The 19,257-nt window shown below is 57.0% G+C and carries 16 protein-coding genes and 1 pseudogene; 3 read left to right on the top strand and 14 right to left on the bottom strand.

Annotated elements, in window-relative coordinates:
* Positions 1-4 precede the first annotated feature (4 nt).
* Both H621_RS0118180 and H621_RS0118175 read left to right on the top strand, forming a co-directional pair.
* Entirely contained in the window at positions 5-691 is a 687-nt protein-coding gene (locus H621_RS0118180) for a cysteine hydrolase family protein (RefSeq protein ID WP_028944766.1), read from the top strand.
* A gap of 6 nt (positions 692-697) precedes the next feature.
* Positions 698-1,585 (top strand): LysR family transcriptional regulator, encoded by an 888-nt coding sequence (locus H621_RS0118175; RefSeq protein ID WP_028944765.1) that lies wholly within the window; start codon positions 698-700, stop codon positions 1,583-1,585.
* A 148-nt stretch (positions 1,586-1,733) separates the two neighbouring features.
* Here H621_RS0118175 and H621_RS0118170 read toward each other — a convergent pair whose 3' ends face one another.
* Together H621_RS0118170 and H621_RS29305 are read right to left on the bottom strand one after the other, a co-directional pair.
* Complete coding sequence (locus H621_RS0118170; RefSeq protein ID WP_028944764.1) at positions 1,734-2,486, bottom strand: carbonic anhydrase; 753 nt, start codon at positions 2,484-2,486, stop codon at positions 1,734-1,736.
* Positions 2,487-2,921: 435 nt separating this feature from the next.
* Positions 2,922-3,188 (bottom strand): antitoxin Xre/MbcA/ParS toxin-binding domain-containing protein, encoded by a 267-nt coding sequence (locus tag H621_RS29305; RefSeq protein WP_425337428.1) that lies wholly within the window; start codon positions 3,186-3,188, stop codon positions 2,922-2,924.
* Between the two features lie 452 nt (positions 3,189-3,640).
* On the opposite strand from H621_RS29305, the pseudogene H621_RS29000 reads away from it, so the two are divergent.
* A pseudogene (locus H621_RS29000) lies at positions 3,641-3,865 on the top strand (IS5/IS1182 family transposase); the annotation flags it as partial.
* Here H621_RS29000 and tssM read toward each other — a convergent pair.
* The 12 genes from tssM to tssC form a co-directional block, all read right to left on the bottom strand.
* Positions 3,818-7,159: a type VI secretion system membrane subunit TssM gene (gene tssM / locus H621_RS27230; protein WP_156905624.1), complete on the bottom strand. Its 3,342-nt coding sequence runs from the start codon at positions 7,157-7,159 to the stop codon at positions 3,818-3,820. The pseudogene H621_RS29000 and the gene tssM overlap by 48 nt on opposite strands.
* Complete coding sequence (gene icmH / locus H621_RS0118160; protein WP_028944763.1) at positions 7,159-8,367, bottom strand: type IVB secretion system protein IcmH/DotU; 1,209 nt, start codon at positions 8,365-8,367, stop codon at positions 7,159-7,161. Before icmH ends, tssM begins: the two co-directional genes overlap by 1 nt.
* Positions 8,364-9,704, bottom strand: a complete 1,341-nt coding sequence (tssK, locus tag H621_RS0118155) for a type VI secretion system baseplate subunit TssK (protein ID WP_028944762.1) — start codon at positions 9,702-9,704, stop codon at positions 8,364-8,366. Before tssK ends, icmH begins: the two co-directional genes overlap by 4 nt.
* The gene (tssJ, locus tag H621_RS0118150) at positions 9,694-10,212 is read right to left on the bottom strand and encodes a type VI secretion system lipoprotein TssJ (RefSeq protein WP_036990041.1); all 519 of its coding nucleotides are present in this window, start codon (positions 10,210-10,212) and stop codon (positions 9,694-9,696) included. Before tssJ ends, tssK begins: the two co-directional genes overlap by 11 nt.
* A gap of 1 nt (position 10,213) precedes the next feature.
* Positions 10,214-12,298 (bottom strand): type VI secretion system Vgr family protein, encoded by a 2,085-nt coding sequence (locus H621_RS0118145; protein ID WP_245219093.1) that lies wholly within the window; start codon positions 12,296-12,298, stop codon positions 10,214-10,216.
* 12 nt (positions 12,299-12,310) lie between these two features.
* Positions 12,311-12,700: a DUF4280 domain-containing protein gene (locus H621_RS28170; RefSeq protein WP_167332131.1), complete on the bottom strand. Its 390-nt coding sequence runs from the start codon at positions 12,698-12,700 to the stop codon at positions 12,311-12,313.
* Between the two features lie 163 nt (positions 12,701-12,863).
* Complete coding sequence (locus H621_RS0118135) at positions 12,864-13,763, bottom strand: hypothetical protein (protein ID WP_028944759.1); 900 nt, start codon at positions 13,761-13,763, stop codon at positions 12,864-12,866.
* Between the two features lie 43 nt (positions 13,764-13,806).
* The gene (gene tssG, locus H621_RS0118130; RefSeq protein WP_028944758.1) at positions 13,807-14,796 is read right to left on the bottom strand and encodes a type VI secretion system baseplate subunit TssG; all 990 of its coding nucleotides are present in this window, start codon (positions 14,794-14,796) and stop codon (positions 13,807-13,809) included.
* On the bottom strand, positions 14,781-16,655 hold the full coding sequence (gene tssF / locus H621_RS0118125) for a type VI secretion system baseplate subunit TssF (RefSeq protein WP_028944757.1): 1,875 nt from the start codon (positions 16,653-16,655) through the stop codon (positions 14,781-14,783). The genes tssG and tssF overlap by 16 nt, the downstream gene beginning before the upstream one ends.
* The gene (locus H621_RS28165) at positions 16,648-17,124 is read right to left on the bottom strand and encodes a type VI secretion system baseplate subunit TssE (RefSeq protein ID WP_084167987.1); all 477 of its coding nucleotides are present in this window, start codon (positions 17,122-17,124) and stop codon (positions 16,648-16,650) included. Before H621_RS28165 ends, tssF begins: the two co-directional genes overlap by 8 nt.
* A 114-nt stretch (positions 17,125-17,238) precedes the next feature.
* Entirely contained in the window at positions 17,239-17,715 is a 477-nt protein-coding gene (locus H621_RS28160) for a type VI secretion system tube protein Hcp (protein ID WP_084167986.1), read from the bottom strand.
* Positions 17,716-17,766: 51 nt separating this feature from the next.
* Complete coding sequence (gene tssC, locus H621_RS0118115) at positions 17,767-19,257, bottom strand: type VI secretion system contractile sheath large subunit (protein WP_028944756.1); 1,491 nt, start codon at positions 19,255-19,257, stop codon at positions 17,767-17,769.

Below are 19,257 nucleotides of genomic sequence, written 5' to 3'. Positions count from 1 at the left end.
ACCCATGCAACGTTTTACCCGTCGATTCCTCGCTGCTTGCGTCTTCTCCGGCGTGCTGGCCAGCACCAGTGCCATGGCCGAGAAGCAACCAACCATTCGGGCGATGTCTGGCGCCACGCCAGCCAGCCAGTTGCCCGTCGGCAAAACGGCACTGCTGGTGATCGACTTTCAGAATGAATACTTCAACGGCAAAATGCCGATCCCCGACGGTGTCTCGGCCCTGGCAAACGCCCGTGAACTGGTGACCTTCGCCGACCGTCAAAAAATGCCGGTGTATCACGTTCAGCATGTTGCTCCGGCGGGCTCTGCGGTGTTTGCCATCGACGGTGAAACGGTAAAGTTCCATCCCGATATGCAGCCGCGCGCCCAGGATGTGGTGCTGCAAAAGACCACTGTCAGTGTGTTTGGCAGCACCAACCTGAACGAGCGCCTACAAAAAGCTGGCGTTGAGACGGTGATCGTCTCGGGCTTGATGACCCACGCCTGCGTCGCCGGTGCTGCCCGTGATGCCGCCCCACTGGGCTACAACGTGATCGTGGCCTCCGATGCCTCGGCCACTCGCGCCATTACCCGCGCTAATGGTGTGTCCATCGACAAGGACGCCTTACACCACGCCGCGTTGGCTGAAGTGGAAGATACTTTTGGCGATGTGATGACCACTGCGCAAATTCTCAAACTTCCTGTTCGGTAACTGCCTATGAATCAGATGCGGGCCATGCGCGTGTTTCGCTGCATTGTCGAAGCCCAGGGTTTTTCTGCCGCCGCCGCGCGGCTGGATGCCACGCACTCTTCGGTTTCGCGCCATTTGCAGCAACTGGAGGCCGAGCTTGGTGTGCGTCTGATAAACCGCAATACCCGGCGTATGAGCCTGAGCGTGGCCGGGGAGCGCTATTACCAGGCGTGCGTGGATATTCTCGAGCGCTTGGATGCTGCAGCCCTGGCCATTGCCCATGAGCACGAACGGCCTTCGGGGGTGTTGCGCATCAGCGCTCCGTTGGTCATCGGGACCCTGGACCTGGCGAACTGGCTGCCGACGTTCCAGAAAAAATACCCGGATGTGCGCGTTGACCTGTCCTGCTCCGACCCCTTCGCCAACCTGGTGGCCGACGGCTTTGATGTGGCGTTGCGCATTTGTGCGGACTTGCTCGACAGCAGCCTGGTAGCGCGCTTGCTCGGCGCGTCGCCGATGATACTGGTGGCTTCACCCACTTATGTGGGTAAGCACGGCTTGCCACGCAGCGTAGAGGCCTTGCGCAATCATCAACTGCTGACGTATGGCTCGAACACCACCTGGAGCGTACTCCCCGATCAGGGCGAGCCGGTCACGCTATCCCCGGACAGCATCTTTCACACCGATGCCATAGTCGCCTTGCATGCCTGTGCCCTGGCCGGCGGTGGCATTGCTGCCTTCACCCGTGCCACCGTTCAGGAAGACCTGCTTACCGGTCGCCTGGTGCGAATCCTACCGGACTGCACCCTGGGCTTGCGTCATTACTACGTGCTGCACCCACAGGGGCGGCACATGCCGGCCAAGGTACGGGCTTTCATCGACTTCATGGCTGAGCATTATCGGCTGAGATTTTGAGGGGGCCAGACCATGCGAGCTGGCTTGCCAGCTATGAGGCCAGCACATCCAGCAAATCTGGGCTTGCTTGGAATACGGCCGCTACGCGGTCGATCGCGGGCAAGTCGCTCTCACAGAGTCGGTGCTAAACAGTTGCCCCCACCGTGGCTCACGTCAGCAATTGCACCTGACCGTTCTGCAGCGTGTAGATGCCGCCGACAATTTTCAACTTCCCTTGCGCCACCGCCTCGTTTAACACCGATGAGCGGGCGGTAAGGTTATACATGGTCTCTCGCACATTCTGCTCGATGGCATTACTGAGCAGGTCACCCGGCGCCTTGATGACTTTCTCCACGGCCGGGCGGATGGCGTCGGCCAGGCTCTGGATCTGTCCGGGAAACCGGGCGCCGTCCTTTACCGCCTTGACCCCGGCAGCCACCGCACCACAGCTTTCATGTCCCAGTACCATCACCAGTGGCGTGCCTAGTACCGCTACTGCGTATTCAAGGCTGGCCAGTCCATTGGTGGTGACGAAGTTGCCGGCGATGCGCACGGCAAACAGATCGCCGCGACCAGTATCGAACGCGTACTCCGGCGCAATGCGTGAATCTGCACAGCCCAGCACCGCAGCGTAGGGGTTCTGGCCGCCGGCCAGGGCCTCGCGCTCGGGTAAAAAATCATGGCGCTTGGTCACCCCCTGGATGTAGCGGGTGTTGCCCGCCATCAGGCGCTCCAGCGCCTGGTCAGGATCAAGCTGGTTTTGTGGTTTTGGTACCTGGGGGGCGGAGGCAGCCAGGGCGGCGCTGGCAGGCAACATGCCGGTGAGTATCGCGGCGCTTGCACCGAGCCCAGCAAGGCGCAGGAAGTGACGTCGTTCGGGGGCTGCGGGTTGTTGCTTTTGAGTATTACAAGGTTGGCACATTCGACTTTTCTCTGATTGGCCTGGTTCAGGCTTGCCGGCAGGGTGTCTGGAAGTTCTTAGTCCCGGCCTGAGGAGCGGTCAGATAGTGGGGATCGACGGGATTGAGGTCCATAGGACCTGTCTTGAATGTTGGCCTTTAAAAACCAAACAAGCTCATAGGGTGTAGTGGTCAACTAATCCCGGACTGCCTCTAGCTTTGCCGTCAGAGAGGCGACAATGCATCATATTTTCGAGCCGGAAGCCCCTGCGCCCGCCACAGACGACTTCGACGTGATTGCCCCGAAACGATTCGCTCGCAGAATGACATAGGCCTCGACCTCGTCTCTCGCTAATCCACGAATGGGCGAGTGAGGCGTTTGCTGCTGGCCGGACTGGCGAGGAGTCGCGGGTTGCCACCGATGGATAGAAGGAGTGAAGTCCACAACTGTCCATTGCTCAGGTATAGACTCCGTGTTCGAGACGACACAGGAAATCCTCAACCTGCACGTACTCCAAATGGTTTGCCAGCAGGCTACACGGAATGCGATGCCCTAGTCCAAGCACTGGTTTACTGAGCCAAGACTCGCCCAATGCACGATTGCCGAAGACTCGCGTACTGATTTGCAAAATTTGTTCGCGCCGCGCCAGTAAAGCTCGGTGTTCTCCACTCCAACATGCAGGAGAAACCGCAGCGCAGCGCTCGAAAGTATATGAGCAGCTCATCGTTGCAAGCTCCTGCGGGTGATCCGGAATATTCTGCATGGCATGCTATCGCACAAGCGCTTAAACGGCTGCCATAATCGACCCGCTGCCGAAGGTCTATCCTATCGATTCCTGGTGATGTGTGGTCGTCCCGATGTAGAGTTCGTATCACCGGTTCTGATGCACGAGGAGGCTGACAAGAAGCATTTCCGAGTTTTGCTTTGATCCGGAAGGTTGCACGGGAAGTGCAGTTGTTATCCCACCACCTGAACCTGTCGCATGATCCAGATGAGTTGGATCTTTTTCTGTTCAGGCGGCATTAGTCGTAAAGATTTTCTTGAGATTTCCCATAAAATCTTCAATTTTAGCGGTTAACCCAATTTTTTCTTCACTGTCCAGCTGCAGCTCGCCATTGATTTACCCGACGCTCGCAATCTGCAGAGCGTCGTGCAGCTGTCGAATGGCATCTCAATGCCAAGCGCCAGATCGAGAGGTTCAAAACGCCGACACGGGCGAAACTCGAATACCCGTTTCGCGTGATCAAGCAACGGTTCGGTAAGGTGAAGACTCGCTTCCGAGAGGTGGCTAAGTATACAGCCCAGCTGACCACGCTGTTTTCGCTGTCGAATCTGCGGATGGCGCGGTGGAGATTATTGAACGCTGTAGGCGAGGTGCGTTGGAGCGGCGCGCTCACGTAAGCATTGAAAGCGGCTCCATCCCTGACGGTCGAAGGGTGCCCCCGAGTGACCTACTCGCAGTTGCAAGCGCATTTCTGCACCGTCAAAATCCAGAACCAGATGCCGTACCTGCAGGTCTTCTGTAGGAATCAGGCGCGCCTGGTCCACGAGGCGAAACCAGGCCCAAGGCCCCTCTGCCTTGCGCGTCAAGGTGCGGCCATCGAGCATGACCACACGGGCTCGTACTTCACCGCCCAGTGCCTTGCCCGGCCAGGCGAACACCGCTGATTGCAAAGGCCCATGGCTATAGTCCAGATGCTGGCCATCAATACTGAGGCTGAATTCGGCGATGTGTTCGCTCATGCTCAGCGGACTGACCTCGAACGCAAAACCGGCTACGTTCTGCCCACCGGGAAAAAAGCGTTGGCGGAGTTGCGACGCTTGTTCGACGCTGGCCAATAGCTGCGCGTCAGCCCCCTCGTCAGCGGTATTTCCGCTCACCTGCCATGGCTGCGTAACAATGTCGGCACTGGCGCTCAGGTGCTCTTCGACAAACCCCTGCAGCACGCCATCAGCCGCGAAAAAGCGGTTGAAGTCGTCCAGCGAGACTTGGTTCGATGCATCACTTGCAAACGGATAGCGCCCATTCAGGGCCCGCTGGCAAAAGGGCTCGACCTGGCGCTCCCAGGCAGCGTGCGCTGACTGGCTGCTGTGTTGCTGCAACCAGTGCTGGCTTGTCATGACCACATCGTGCAGCAAAGGTTGGAGTTGCACGGGCAATTGCTCGACTTCCGCTTGCAAATGCTGGAGTACATCATTGGCAGGTAGCTTCGCCTTGAGCTGTGGGGGGCTTTGCGCAGCCTGAATGAACTGCGCGGCGGACTTCAGCACGCTCAGTAACGCGTCGCTGGCAGGCGCCTGATCGGTGATGGCCAGCCATTGATGCAAGGGGCGAAAATACTCGTTTACCGGGTTCGGTTGCGGCGTCTCCAAGGCAGGCAGCCTACTTTGTGCAAGCGCGACATGCTGCAGGCGCTCGCCCTGTTTCTGGGCTCGTGCCAGCCAACCCTGGGGTTTGGCCGCAGGTGCCAGTTCGGTTTGCCGCCCCGCCTCACGCAGCAGGCCCACTAGCGGCGAATCCTTATGCGTCAGTTGCAGCATACGACGAGGTAAATGTTCGGCCTGATCGAGGCCGGCGATCTGCAAGTCGTCAAAAAATGCCTGCCAGCTTTCAATGTATGACTGGTAATAAAGCGCGAGGATTTCTTGTTTAAGCGGCCCGGCCTCCAGTTGTTGGGCTCGCCCCATCAGCTGACGCTCATGCTCCAGCTCAGCGTTCAAGAGCGGGTCCAGCAGTTGCTGCAGCCGTTGCTCGCCCTCGACACTGAACTGTCCTGGCACCCCCAGGGTAGCGTGTTCGCCACTGCGCCGGGAAAACAGCAACAGCCCTTGAGCGCCAAGGACTGAGGCCGCGCTGAAGTCCGTCAGCGAGTACCTGGACAACTGCTCTTGTAACTGAATAAACACGTGCTCGGCAAAAGGCCGTACGGCAAGTCGATCACGCACATGCTCGACCAGCTTTTGCTCTAGCGGCAGCGGCGCAGCGTGCCTCAATTGCTTGAACAGGCGAGCGAGGTGGATATCGAGGTGCTGGTACTGCAACTCGCTGAAATCGCTGGCTGCATGCGAGCGCAGCGCATCAACGTACCAGTCGCGCAGCGGCTGCGCATTGAAGCGCCCTTCGCCGCCGAGCATCAGGTAGAGTCCGAGGCTGCGACGCAATGTGTACGTATCGCCGGCAGGCTGGGCCCGCAGCGCTACGTGCAACCGCTGCAACACATCCGCAAGCAATAGTTGCTGCAAACCCTGGCGATACAACTGCGATGCGTGCCTGCGCAGTTCGCGATCCGCCGCCCACGGTAGCCACCCTTGGTCGACAAGCCGCTCAATGGCGGCCAAACGATCCAGGCGCAACAAGGCAGCCGCATTCAACTCACCTGTACTCACCGGGCCTGTGCGTTGCTGTAACACCTCGATTTCCCGATCAACCTGCTCCAGTCGGCGACTCTGATCACGATGCAGGAGCAGTAACAACACACTCACCATCACGCAGGCCGCCAGCACAAGGTAGTGAACACGCGGTCGCGACCACGTCAGCCCCTGGTGCAATAACCTGTGGAAACGACCGGCCCTTCTACAGGACTGCATTGCCCGCAAAAACGCCGGGGCCGGCGCACTCACCTCACCATCAGCGGGCTGGGCGGTAAAGCGTATCGACTGCAACCCGACCTGGGCAACGCCTCGCTCCTGACCAAAGGCGGTTTGAAGAACCTCCTGTAACACTAGCGAGAAACTGCGCCACATCGGTGAAAAGCCGAACAACATCCCGCGCACCTGTACATCAGGCTCACGCTGTAACCGCTCATACTCACCGCTTTGTAGCCCGGCAATCAGCTCGCTCATGCGCGTGCCAAGCGTACTCAGCAGTTGCCGATTACTGCTGCCCGGCGGGAACTCAATGCTCATCGCCCGCTGCTCGGGAGCCAGGCAGGCCAGCGAGGCCGTGTAGCCAGGCAACTGCTCGCAACCGCTGACAATCACCTGCACCGTCAGCCCTTTACCGAAGTGGGAGGCCAGCTCCTCAAGGCGCATGCGCAGGGTCAACGCCAACTGGTCGCGCTCTACCGGCGTCGCCTGTTGTAGTTGCGCGGCGCTCAGAGCCAACACCACCCCACGCACGGGCCGGCCAACCGCACTACGTTGCTGCAATTCAGTAAGGGCCAACCGCCAGAGGCGGACCTCTTCGGGTTGACGCTGACTCAGTAGTGCGCCACTGAAGTCATAGAGGGCAAAGCCACCCATCGCGCTGCAATGCAGATCGTCTTCATGGTTATTCGCCAACCCCTGTAACGGGCCTTTATCGAAACCGGCCGGGCCGACCAGCAAGAAGCCCGGCAATTTACTGTCAGCGCGCTGGTGCCATGCCTGCAGTCGCTCTCGCAACAGTTGCTCACGCTCTGATGGTTCCTCTATGACGCTCACGCTTTTGGCCGCTTCAGGCGCTTTTTTTCTGGCCGCGCGGCGGCGAAGCCATAGCACCACTGACGCCAACCAAAGCATCGATCCTGCGACGATCAGACGTGAACCGAGACTGGCTAATGGCGCTTGACCATCAATCGCCAGGCGTTGGCCGTGGCCAACGACCAAATAGAGTGCAAAGCTGAGCCCCAGCAGCAGCGGCAAAGCGCGCAGCAAGGATTTCAAAGCGCGCAAGAGCATCGCATTAATACCCACAATAAGAGTAACCAGGAGCATTACTGCTCGGCGGCGTACACGAAAATTTCCACGCGACGATTACGCGCTCGGTTATCTGGACTGTCATTGGCAAACAAGGGCTCGAATTCACCACGCCCCTCAGCGACAAAGCGTTGCGGGTCGGCGTGCTCACCTACCAGAAACTGCAACACGGCCTCCGCACGGACCTGGGACAACGCCTGGTTTGACACCAGATGCCTGGCAACCGGCGTGTCATCGCTATGCCCGATGACCTTGATCCGCCCCTGCCATTGATCCAGCGCCGCAGCAATTCGTCGCAGCACCGGCCGGTACACTTCAGCAACCTCGCTTGCACCTGGGGCGAAGAGCCCGGAGGCGTTGATGATCAAGCGCACTCCTTGCCCATCCTCCAGCAGATTCAAGCGCCCTGCGCGCAAGTCAGCGGAAAGTTGCTCGGCAAGTTGTTGGGTGAGGCTGACCAGCGGCGCTTGTTCGAGCGCCTGCACACGCACCAGGGTCTGGTAGGAGCGGTTTTCCAGGTGATACCCCAAGCCCATAGCCAAGCCCACCGACAACACGCCGCAGCCCCACCAGAAATAGCGCCGGCGCTTGAAAGGGTTGCGGCTCCACGCGCGCAAGTGTTGATCCAGGCGCGCCTTAGGCAGGTATCCGCGCTGCATACGGATGGTTTCAAATAGCTGGTTGCGACGCAGCGCCAAGGCGGCCCGGCCCTCGCTCTGAATGCGGTAGCGCCCCTCAAGGCCAAGGGCCAGGCACAGGTACATCAACTCCAGCAAGGGAAGGTTTTCTTCAGGTTTGAGTTCAGCCACATCGAGGTAGGCGAAAAAACCGTCCCCCCCTGAAGTCTGCCCGTGAAAAATCATCAACAAGCTGTGCCTGGACCAGCCACCACGCCCCCATTCAGCGCTGGAAATGGTTTCATCGAGCAGCGTGCAAATGGCGTACTGTGCCCGCTCGACCATAGCTGGCGGGCTACCGTCGACTACAGCCAGTCGATGAAACGTACGCACCTGGGTGACCAGTCGTGCGCGTAACTCATCGAGGTCCGGAGCCTGGCCCGGTCCTCGCAGCAGCACCACCTCATAGAGCAAGCTGCTCGCGTGCTGAGCCAACCCATCACTTGTCATCGGCGGCAGCGCTTGAGGCTGTGCCTGCTCACATTGACTGGCGCTACCGCGAAAACGCGCCCTGAGCGAGGCTATTGGCTTGAGCAGTCGGTGTTTCATTGGGGCTCCTTGATCGCCCAGAAGGCCAGTTGCAAACCTGGAAAATCACCGGCCACATGCAAGCCGAAACCAGCACCGGCCTTAAGCGCTTGCCACAATGGATGATCGTTCTGCAGTTCGAAGTAACTAAAGCCGGCGTAGTAAGGCAGCTCACGTGGCGCCGCCGGTAAGACACACACATCGAGCCCGGGCAGTTGCAAGTCGACCAAGTCTGCAACCCGCTCGCCAGGGCCAATTTTCAGGCAGGAGGGAAAGGTTTTACGCAACTCGTCATCGGGTATCTGGGCACGCACTGCCAGCACAAACCGGGCAGTGGCATATAACCCGCTATCGTGCACGGCTGCGAAACGAATGCCATGCTCCCTGTCGTTCAGAACCAGTGGTACTACATCGGTTCCGGCTTGCGCGCTGAGGGTGTACGCCAACCCCTGCATCACCGGTTCAAAGGTGTCGGCCAATCGGTCATGACGGTAAGCCGGGTAACCTTTTGGACGCTTGTCAGCTTCGGAAAAAATCGCCAACTCACCGGCGATCCCTACCAGCTCCCGGTACAACTGCTCAGGGTGGAGCTGCGGATAGGAGGCCAGGTGCGACAGCACTGACTCGGCACGGTTGACCGTCTGCAGCATCAAAAAATGCTGGACCTCTGCAACACCACCGAGCCCGGGAACTCCCATATTGGTAGCCAGCATGTAACCACGCTGTTTGACTCGACCGAGAAACTCATCCACAAACACCGCCAACGGGTGCGCCAACCGCCAGTTGAGTACAGGCGCAATAAACCCTTCATCAAGACGCACCTCACCACTAGGGCTACGCTCCAGTACCCGCACTGCGCCCAAATAGGCATGTGTGGGTGCGACGTCCTGCTGGCGCGCCAAGCGCAGGTTGAGTCGCGCCACTTGTAAGGTGGCGTGCTCCGAACCCTCGGCGTTGCAATCAGGTACCACAGCCTCGACCAGGCGATAGCGCGCCAGACTGTTCGCACCCGGCTCGCGCTCGACTTCGGTACAGGACACAGTGGTCATCGGCAACGCCAGCACCACCTCAAGTTCGCGTGCACCTTCCGGTACCACGAAACTGGCCCGGGCCAACGCCTGGCTGTCGAGATCGAACAGCGTGCCATCGGGCAGGATGCCACTGCACTCAATGAGGGTGATTCGCCCCATAAGCAACTGTGCCGGATCGATCTTCAATGCAGTAAACCCCCAGGCATCGGGATGAATCGCATGTACTGCCTGGATCAACTGCGCCTTGGAATGGCGTTGAAGCTGCTGAAAATGTTGTGGCTGGAGGAACATGCCTTCCGACCAAACCACCTTATCGTTACTGAACATTGGTAGAAGCCCCTTGCTGTTCTGGCACTACGCTGATCGACACCGCGCTTCGTGCAACTGCAACCTTGAGCGTCAACGAGCGCTGGGCATTAAATACCTCAACGGCACGCCATTGGGCGTTATCCAGGTCGCGGTATTCAGCGACCACAGCCATAAGCCGCAGTGCCGGATCAGGTAAAAATCGGTGAGTACGCTGTTCGCCCGGGACTAATTGAAATGTCGTTCGCGCCAACCATAGTGTGCTGGGCGCTTGAACGACGCTGACCAGCTGCAGCAGGTCAGCATTGAGAAACGCCTGGGCTTCGCTCAACTGATACACCGTGAGCAACACGGGTGAGGGGCGGCCGTACAGGTTCGGGTTTACATCCAGCGCCGCCTCCATGCGCACCGTTTTGTGAGGGTCTGGCGGCGATGGGGTCTGTTGCCGGCCAAACATCTGGCAACCCTGGAGCAGCAAGGGGGTCAGCACTACAGCGCATACAGCAATGCGACGCCGGCTCGCGCGCATGTTAATCACGGCCACTATCAGCTTCCTTGGCCTTCAGGGCCTTCTTGGACTGTTGAGGTTTTTTTGGTTTTGGCGCTTGAGCGCTCGCCGCCCCGCCACCGCCACCGCTATTGATGTCGACCTTGCTCTTGCCATCGATCGTCACCTGCACACCATTGATCGCCACCCCTTGGGGCCCCAGCACCAAGGTGTTCTCGCCAGCCTTGAGGGTGAGGGTTTGCCCCGCTTCCAGGGTGAGGGTTTGAGCGCCCATTACATCGACGCTATCGGCTCCCAGCTTGAACTTGCCGCCCACTTTGACATCGCTGTCCGAGCCAACGTCCAGCGAGAGTGCTCCGGCGACCATGCCCTGCTGGTCACCACTAACACTCAAAGAGTACGCTCCGGAAACCTCGCTGTTGCGATTGCCGCCCACTACCAGAGAGTGGTCAGCCGCGACTTGAAGGTTGTAGTCGCCGCCAATTTGCTCGTGGGCATCCTGGCCCACCTGACTGAACGAACTGCTGCCGACGATGAGGTGTCGCTCATTACCGATGTGTTCCAGGGCATCGTTGACGACGGTAATGTCCTGATTGCGCCCGGCGTGAAACAACAATTGCTCGGCACCTTCTTTGTCTTCGAAGCGCAGCTCGTTATAAACGTCTGCCCCGCCCAGTGACTGGCTCTTGATACCGCTGCGCGCGACCTGCGCGGGCAATTCGTAGGGCGGCCGCATGCCTGCGTTGTACAGGCAGCCCGTCACCAAGGGGCGGTCCGGGTCGCCATCGAAAAACTCCACCAGCACTTCCTGCCCGACCCGAGGCAAAAAGACTGCACCTCGGCTTTGGCCGGCCCAGGGCTGCACCACGCGAACCCAGCAGGAGCAATTTTCATTGGTTGCTTCACCACGGTCCCAGTGGAATTGAATCTTGATTCTCCCGAACTCATCCACCCACAGGGGTTCACCCGCTTTACCGACCACAAACGCCGTCTGCGGCCCGGAAATTTTTGGGCGAGGCGTTCGCTGTTCTGCACGGTACTGGCGTGTACTGGGAATGGCCGCCATGTGGCACTCGAAATGCGCAGCGCCAACACCATAATTGGACGGCATACACACGGCATTGAGCTGAGCGCGAACAATCAAGTAAGCACTGTTCTGGCTGTCATCCGGATGCTCACTCAGGGTGAAGCAATACCCTGGCGTCAAATAGGGCGCGCAGCCAGTCGCGCTGACCAGGTACTGCTCACCATGCAATGCCTGGGCCTGTACCCGTGTCACCCCCTCCCCTGCTGCCGAGCTATGGAAGTAACCCGGGTAGCGGTAAAGCTCATAGGCGCCCTGATCGTGATCGACAGCCACACTAGCATCGGCCCTCAACTGGGCTGCCTCACGGGTGTTAGCCTTGAGAAAGTCAAAATCCACGGCACAGACCCGGCCCGTGCACAGGGTATGCTGCACCTGCCAGTTCCATAGGCTATGCAGGATCGAGTCATCGCCAGCGCGCCACTGCAAGGGGTGGTCGTTTTCGATTGGCGTATGCACAGCGCTGGCGTCCGTGACGACCAGGGTGTGGCCTTGCTCGGTGTGCCGAAAAAAGTAGTACATCCCGACGCGTTCCAACAGCCGACTGACAAAGGCCAGGTCGGTCTCACCGTACTGCACGCAGTATTCAAGTACTTCGTAGTGTTCAGTGACGGCCCACTCCACTTCCCCCGGATAGTTAGCGAGTACGGCCTTGAGTACTTCGATCACAGATTGATTCTGGAAGATGCGAAAGTGGCTGGCGTAATTGGCAAACCACAACCACGGCCGCAGCAGCAGCTCATAGCAAGGTAAACGGCCCTGATCAGCGACGCCGCGAAAGCCGACTACGTACGCATGCAGTGTGCGTTGCAATACCTCCCCACTCGGTCCGATGTAGGGCATATGCAGCGCCAGCGCCTTACCCAGCAACCCGTTGGCACTCAGTACGCCAACAGGGCTAAGTACCTTGACGGAGTATTCGAACGGTTGGCTCAGCCCTTCTTCACCTGCAAGACCGGCAAACAGCCAGGCATCGGCACCTGACGGCCCGGCGAAAGTACAACGCAGCATTTCAGTCATCATTCACCCACTCTCTCAGGCGATCGTAGTTCGCGTGGTTCCGGGGTGATCCACCTTGATGACTCCGGCCCATTGGCACATACAGGTGCATTTGCTGTGCAAGGCTGGCTGTCCCGCGACGTGTCCCTTGATGGCACCTGGCGTCCAGGGCGAGGTTGTTGCGGGTATACAGGGCATGGGGGTCAACACCCCCATTGCTGCCGACGTCGCGGCACTCACTTGCGGATTGGCGATGGACTTGCAAACCCCGAACGGGGTGATATTTACCATCGGCTTATGGTCCATGATATTTGCCGAGAACTGACGCTCTACGCAGTAACGGTTTGTCGGTAAAAGCGTTAACTTGCCCGGCGATGAGCCAAACGTACAACTCAACAATGCACCCATTACAACCTGCTCCGGCATAGATATCCCTCAATCAACACGTCACGCTCCGCCTATCGAACAACGGCTACCGGGCATTAATTGTAGCGAGCCGCGAAAGCAAGAGAATGAGACCGGTCTCAAAAGTGGAGCTCACCGATAGGGTCCGGGATCAATAACGGCAAAGGGTGTATTTCTAGATACGTTAGGTACTGATTTGAGAGGGGCGACGACCCAACTTAACGATACCGGGACGCTCCGACTGATCAACGAAATCCCGTACGCCTTCAGGCCGCCAACTTTCTTTGATTACCGCACCCAGTGATTTGTAGTAAAGCGCCAACTCTTCAACGTTATTAATAATGGTCCAGGTATTTTTCCGAACCGCGGCAACAGGGAACTCCCCCGGCCTGGCGACCGCCCCGACAACACCACCAGCTTTAGACATATGGTTTTTTTCATGAGCGACCATAAAAGACCAAAAGTTGACCTGGGGGCCATGCCTCACCACGTTGTATTGCCTGACAGCGAACGGCCGCGCGTTATCATCCAACGCCACTTCACGATTGATTAAATCGATAATCAGTTTTTCCTCGTGCGAACCGGCCAGCACGGTTCGAGGCCTTCCGGCCCCCCGAAACGTAATGATGTCGTGCGCGTCATAGTCGCCTGTAAAGGCTTTTTTTTGCCAGTCAGCATGTTTTGCTTTTAGCCTATTAAGGCTGCTTGGAAGGTTGTTCACATCAATCGGTTGAATCGACGCATCCTCTTCCAACTGACCGCTCAAATAAACCCCTACCAATCCGGTACGGTCCCAATGACCCACATACCCCTCCAGGCCTGCTTGACGTAACACCTGAAGCAACTCCCTGGCTCGCGCCGCAGGATAATACTTTGCAAGGGAACTTTCTTTAATCGTCTTCTCCAGAATATTATGCCCTTTGGCCGCCGCCCCATTTTCCAACGCTTTAATCGTCGCCACACCTGCCGACCTGAAGCTGATCGCAAAATTGCCTTTGGTCGAAGCCCGTTCAATGGCACTCATATGTTTTATAGAAATAAACTCACGCGCGACACGCGCTTTTGTTGCTATATCCTTAGGCATCACTAGACCTCAATTATTTAATACACACTCACTGCGGCTGATGTCAGCCACCGTTGAGTTTCTGTTGACTACGTAGAATACGAGCCGGGCCAAGCACAATTGCATGTGGTTGGAAGGGGGGCTTGACACTGGACAACCAGGACGCCAACCCCAAAGGCGTCGCATCGTTCAAACACAATGCAGTTTTTTCATGGTCGGACAGTCGTAACTCCAGATCCCATTCAACGCTAACGCCGAGATAGTCGTTCACCCGTTGGATGACACTGCGTAGCCGCGCACTACCGGGTAATAAACTGATGAATTGCTGCCGCGACAATGGGCCGAAACTGAGGCGCACGCTGTGCTGCACATTCCACACCCTGCGCCCCAACAACGAGGCGTTGCCGAGTTGAGCGCTTTGACTTCGAGCCCCTATTTGCAACCTTTCATCCGTCGCTAGTTCAGCCCAGCGCCCATACCATTGACCGAGGCGGACCGGGACTTGCAAGTAATCGCGTAGCAGCGCCAATAGCCCTTCAGCGCTACGTCGCTGATCGACATAGTGGCTGGCATAAAATCCTTCACAGCGGGGTGCGAAAGCCTGGACGTAGTCGGCGAAACGATCCTCTTCTGGACGGTCTGCCGAAACCACTGGCCTGCTCATTGCCCAACTGCGGTACAACAGGCAAAGCAACCGATGATGGAAGATGTCGATGAAATGGGTCAGCACGTAGTCATTATGGTTGACCTGTCGTGAGAGCACCTCCTCAGTGAACGACAACGGCATAGGGCCATTAACCCCTGTCAGCCCGAAAAACGTCACAGCCAGGCGCGGTGGCAATCCCTCGCGCATTTGTAGGTTTCGCAGCATGGCTGGTTCGAAAGCCATCGATACCACTTGACTCAGACGAACAGGGTCTTGGCGCAAGTGCTCGGAGGTGCCTAGCCGAGGCGCTTGTGTATTGAACCCCTCGATACGCCGCAAGGCACTGAAAAAGTCAAAACGCCAGGCCTCTTGCTGCAGTTCAAACCAAGGGTTCAGATCGTCATGCATTGGCTACCTCTCGCCGGCCAGCGCATGATCAGACCGCGTCTGTGGGTATGCAACACGGTCTGTGTGAAGGCGTTGATGGGTGCATAGCGAGCAAAGAAGGCATCCAGCACCGCACCAAACAAAAAAGCGCCAGTGCCTTCGCAGGCGTCATCGTCAAGGGTCAGTTTCAACTCCAAGCCTCGCCCAAAAGCCACTGGCCCACGACCGGGTAAACGTTGCGTGACGACGTTGGCCTGCAAAGAAACAATACCTTCGAGCAAACGCTGCATTACCTGATCATCGGCCGCCACATACAGGGACAACAACTCACGTAAAGCATTGGCGCCGGCCTGACCGTCATCATTGACCAGCGGTAGGTAGTTGCGAGACAAGTGTTGAATCGCTTGCCATGGGCTATTCCCCGCCACCGGCGTCGCCCTTGGGATCGAGGGCCCGGCCACACAACGAATAGCGGTGACAGGAGCGCCCACCTCAAGGACAAAGTCGGTGCTGCCCTTGCCGAATTGAATGTGTCGCGCTGCGTCGCGATTGGAACACAGCACTTCAGCCACCAATTGATGCAATTGGGGCGTGTAAGGCGGGTTACGTGGGTCCACCAGCGAAACTGACACGTCGCTGCCGACATAGCAATTGATACCCTTATGCTTGTCGACGCCCGCTCGGCTGGGCACTCGGCGAACCTGGAAAAAGCCTCCAATGTCCTCTTCACTCCCGCGCACATGGGGTGAATAAAGCGGCAGGAAACGCAGGCGTTGACTGCTACCACTGAGATAACCATGAACTTCGAGTACCTGATGCACCTCATGGGCTAAAGGGTTCGAGTGGTCAACGCGTATGATAACGTCCTGACTGTGCTGGACTAAGTGGTGGCGGTCTGTGCGCTTTCGAAACAGGTTCTGAACCGGAACGCAAAACAGTGCAAATAGCGAACGATCGAGATTGACTGGCAACGCGCTGGAGAGCGGCGCCAGGAGCATTACGATCTCCAGATAATCTTCGGCGCAACGCTGAACTGCTGGCCCCAGGCCGCAGAGATCGATGAAACGGTAACGTTCGGGAAATGCCAGAAAGCGTTTGAGCAAACTAACGCCTGCTGTGTCGCCAAGCGCCGCGCGCTGCGAGGCGGATGCCAACTCAACGTTTGATTGGACAATATTCCCTGGCTCAATAATCTCACACCAGGATGGCGACTCTATTGCCGGGCGAGCCAGCATGCCTACGCAGCGAGATAACAGTGCCTCGTGCACGGCGGAGGTCTGTGAGCCTTGCCCAGTGAGGTATACACGCAACGCTTTGAGGTCGAGCTGGCTGAAGGGTACCCCTGTAGTGGTTCGAAGTCGCAGGCGTATTGCAGAATGCGCTTGGCCAGCAAACCGCGATGGCAAGCCCGGCAAAAGGCTGGCACTCGTTAGGTAGTCGACCGCAGTAATCTCGATCGGCCACAACGTCACTGCCTCGCTGGTACGCCAATCGCTGCGCACATGACGTCCGTTGTAAACGGCGTTGGCACTTAAGGCGCTGTCGACGGGTAGGCAGAAGCCTTTCACCAAGCTGCCTTGGTGCCTATCGGGAGTCACCTGAACCACGGCCATTGGGGGCACTGGCAACAACGATTGCGGTTGCACCTGCTGCAGAAGGTTTTCGGTGAACTGCGGGAACTCGGACTCCATTTGCAACTGGATACGTGCAGTGAGAAACCCCAACCCTTCGAGCAACCGCTCAACACCAGGATCGCTGGTCATCCGCGAATCCAGGCTCAGGTGAGCGGCTACCTTGGGGTAGCATTGAGCGAACTCGTTGGCGCCCTCTCGCAAAAACTGCAGCTCGCGCTCATAGAGGTGGAGTAGCCGCTCATCCATAAGTCGTTATTCCACTTGGCAGGCTGATGCGGGCTTCGCCACTTTCAGTATTCCAAATCGATTGAAATTTAAAAGCATACGCTGCACCCGTTTTCCGCAACACGCCTTCGATGTGAAAATGCAACTCGGGAATTGCCGCGCGGGGACGCTTGCCCCACGTGATTCGCAGCGTATGGCGAATAATACGAGGTTCAAAAGTCAGTATGGCAAAGAGAATACGTGCCTCTAATATTTTTGAATCAAGAGTGGACAAGGTAATACCAGCAATATTTCCAATACCGTAATTCAACACTGAGCGCGCGACATTAGGCGTCGCTTTTGCATCCAACGCCCAAACCGCACCAGGCACATTAAACAATTTCTCTAAATCAGACCTTAACCGCGCCAGCACACGGCTGTTGCTTTCGGGAACAGTTGACGCATCATGGGCGCTCAAACGGTCCAATAACACTGGAGCAAAAGCGCTCATGAACCAACCTCATATTGCTGAACACACTAACAGTAGCGTACAGAGCCAAACAGCAACTCAACACAAATAGAGCATCCTGGCCGCCCAGGAATGCCCTATGCCTTTACCGCGAGCTTAGAAACATTTTTTGGCGATAACATCATACCCCATACGCGCATCGCCTTTACTAGCGCTCCCATCAAAACACATGTACTTATACTCAATTTTTTTAAAGCTAAGTGCGAGATGCTCATCAGGACGAGAATTAGTAACGCAGCTAGTAGCAAATGAACTTACGACTACCCCAGTCAACGTAATACTGAGCAATTTTTGCGAAGTATTTTTGACGCCCGCGGCGTGCAAAACAACGATAGTGGCATTATCAAATTCTTTACCGGTCAGCGCCTGACCGAACAATACTGGCGAAGTTTGATCGCCCCCTTTCGTCAGTACAAGTTCAGAAATGTGTGATTGCGCAAGAGTCCGATCCCCACCTTGCGAGTGAATATGGCGCGTGCTATTAACTGAGTAACTTTCAAACTCAAGCCACTCTTTATAGTCTTCGACTGTGGACGTACCCTTAACCTCTGGCGAGAATTGAACCAGAATCATACTTAACCCCTATTAATTATTGTTACTTAAAAATTAAAATCGAGCGCGCGATCACGCCTTGACAGACGGCAACTTGGCAACCAGCCGCAGGGACACGGTTAAACCCTCAAGTTGATAGTGTGGCCGTAAAAAGAACTTAGCTCGATAAAAGCCTGGATTGGCCTCATCGTCTTCGACGATCACCTCGGCAGCCGCCAAAGGCTTGCGTGCCTTATCGATATCTGTGGCCATGGCCGGGTTCAACTCAACGTAGCGATTGATCCAACTGTTGAGCCACGCCTCCAACTCCGCTCGCTCCTTGAACGAACCAATCTTGTCCCGCACAATGCATTTCAAGTAATGGGCAAAGCGACAAGTGGCAAATAAGTAAGGAAAGCGAGCTGCCAACTGGGCATTTGCCGTGGCGTCGGCATCGTCGTACTGCTGTGGACGGTGCATGGACTGCGCACCGATAAAGGCGGCTACTGAACTATTCTTGCAGTGCACGAGCGGCATGAAGCCGCTATTTGCCAATTCCAGCTCCCGACGATCACTGATAGCAACTTCAGTCGGGCAGGTGATGTCTACACCGCCGTCTTCACTGGGAAAGGTATGCACCGGTAGACCGGAAATCGCGCCACCCGATTCAATGCCGCGAATCTGAGAACACCAGCCGAAGTGTTTGAAGGACTGATTAATATTGAGCCCCATGGCATAAGCCGCGTTGACCCATAGATAATTGTTGGCATCCCCCTGAGTGAGCTCTTCAAAATTAAAGTCTTCGACGCGTGCGGTGTTTGCGCCATAGGGAATACGCCCCAAGAAACGCGGCAACGTCAGGCCGACATAACGCGAATTTTCGCTGTTACGAAAGTTACGCCAGGCCGCATGCTCGGGGGTTTGGAAAATTTTGCTCAAATCACGTGGATTGGCCAACTCCTGCCACGCGTCCATTAAAAGAGCCCCTGGGGCTGCAGCACTGATGAAAGGCGCATGGGCCGCCGCTGCAATTTTAGCCAACGACGAGAGCAGCTCGACATCGGGCGGGCTATTGTCAAAATAATAGTCCGCAATTAAACAGCCGAATGGTTCGCCGCCGAACTGACCGTATTCATGCTCATAAATTTTCTTGAACAAGGGACTCTGGTCCCAGGCGGCACCCTTGAATTTCTTCAACTCACGGGCCAACTCAAGCTTGGAAACGTTGAACACACGTATTTTTAGGGTTTCGTCGGTTTCGGTATTGCTCACTAGGTGATGCAAGCCACGCCAGGCCGACTCCAGCGCCTGGAACTGATCATGGTGCAAAATGGCGTTAATCTGACCCGACAGCTTACTGTCGATAGCAGCGATCAGCCCTTCAAGCGTGCTCAAGGTATCATCGGCTATCAAATGTGTCGCACTCAACGCCTGCTCAGAAAGCGTTTGCACCGCGACCTGAAGTGCATCACTGGCCTGCTCGCTACGCGGTTTGAATTCACGCTGTAGCAAGTCCTTAAAGTCTTCTACTTCCATAACGTTCAATACCGTGCTTTGCCGCGGGGCTTGTTCAGTTTCGATCAT

The organism is Pseudomonas vranovensis DSM 16006 (assembly GCF_000425805.1).
GTDB classification, from domain to species: domain Bacteria; phylum Pseudomonadota; class Gammaproteobacteria; order Pseudomonadales; family Pseudomonadaceae; genus Aquipseudomonas; species Aquipseudomonas vranovensis.
The sequence above is the reverse complement of the archived record's forward strand: the minus strand, read 5'-3'. Positions and strand labels throughout refer to the sequence as shown.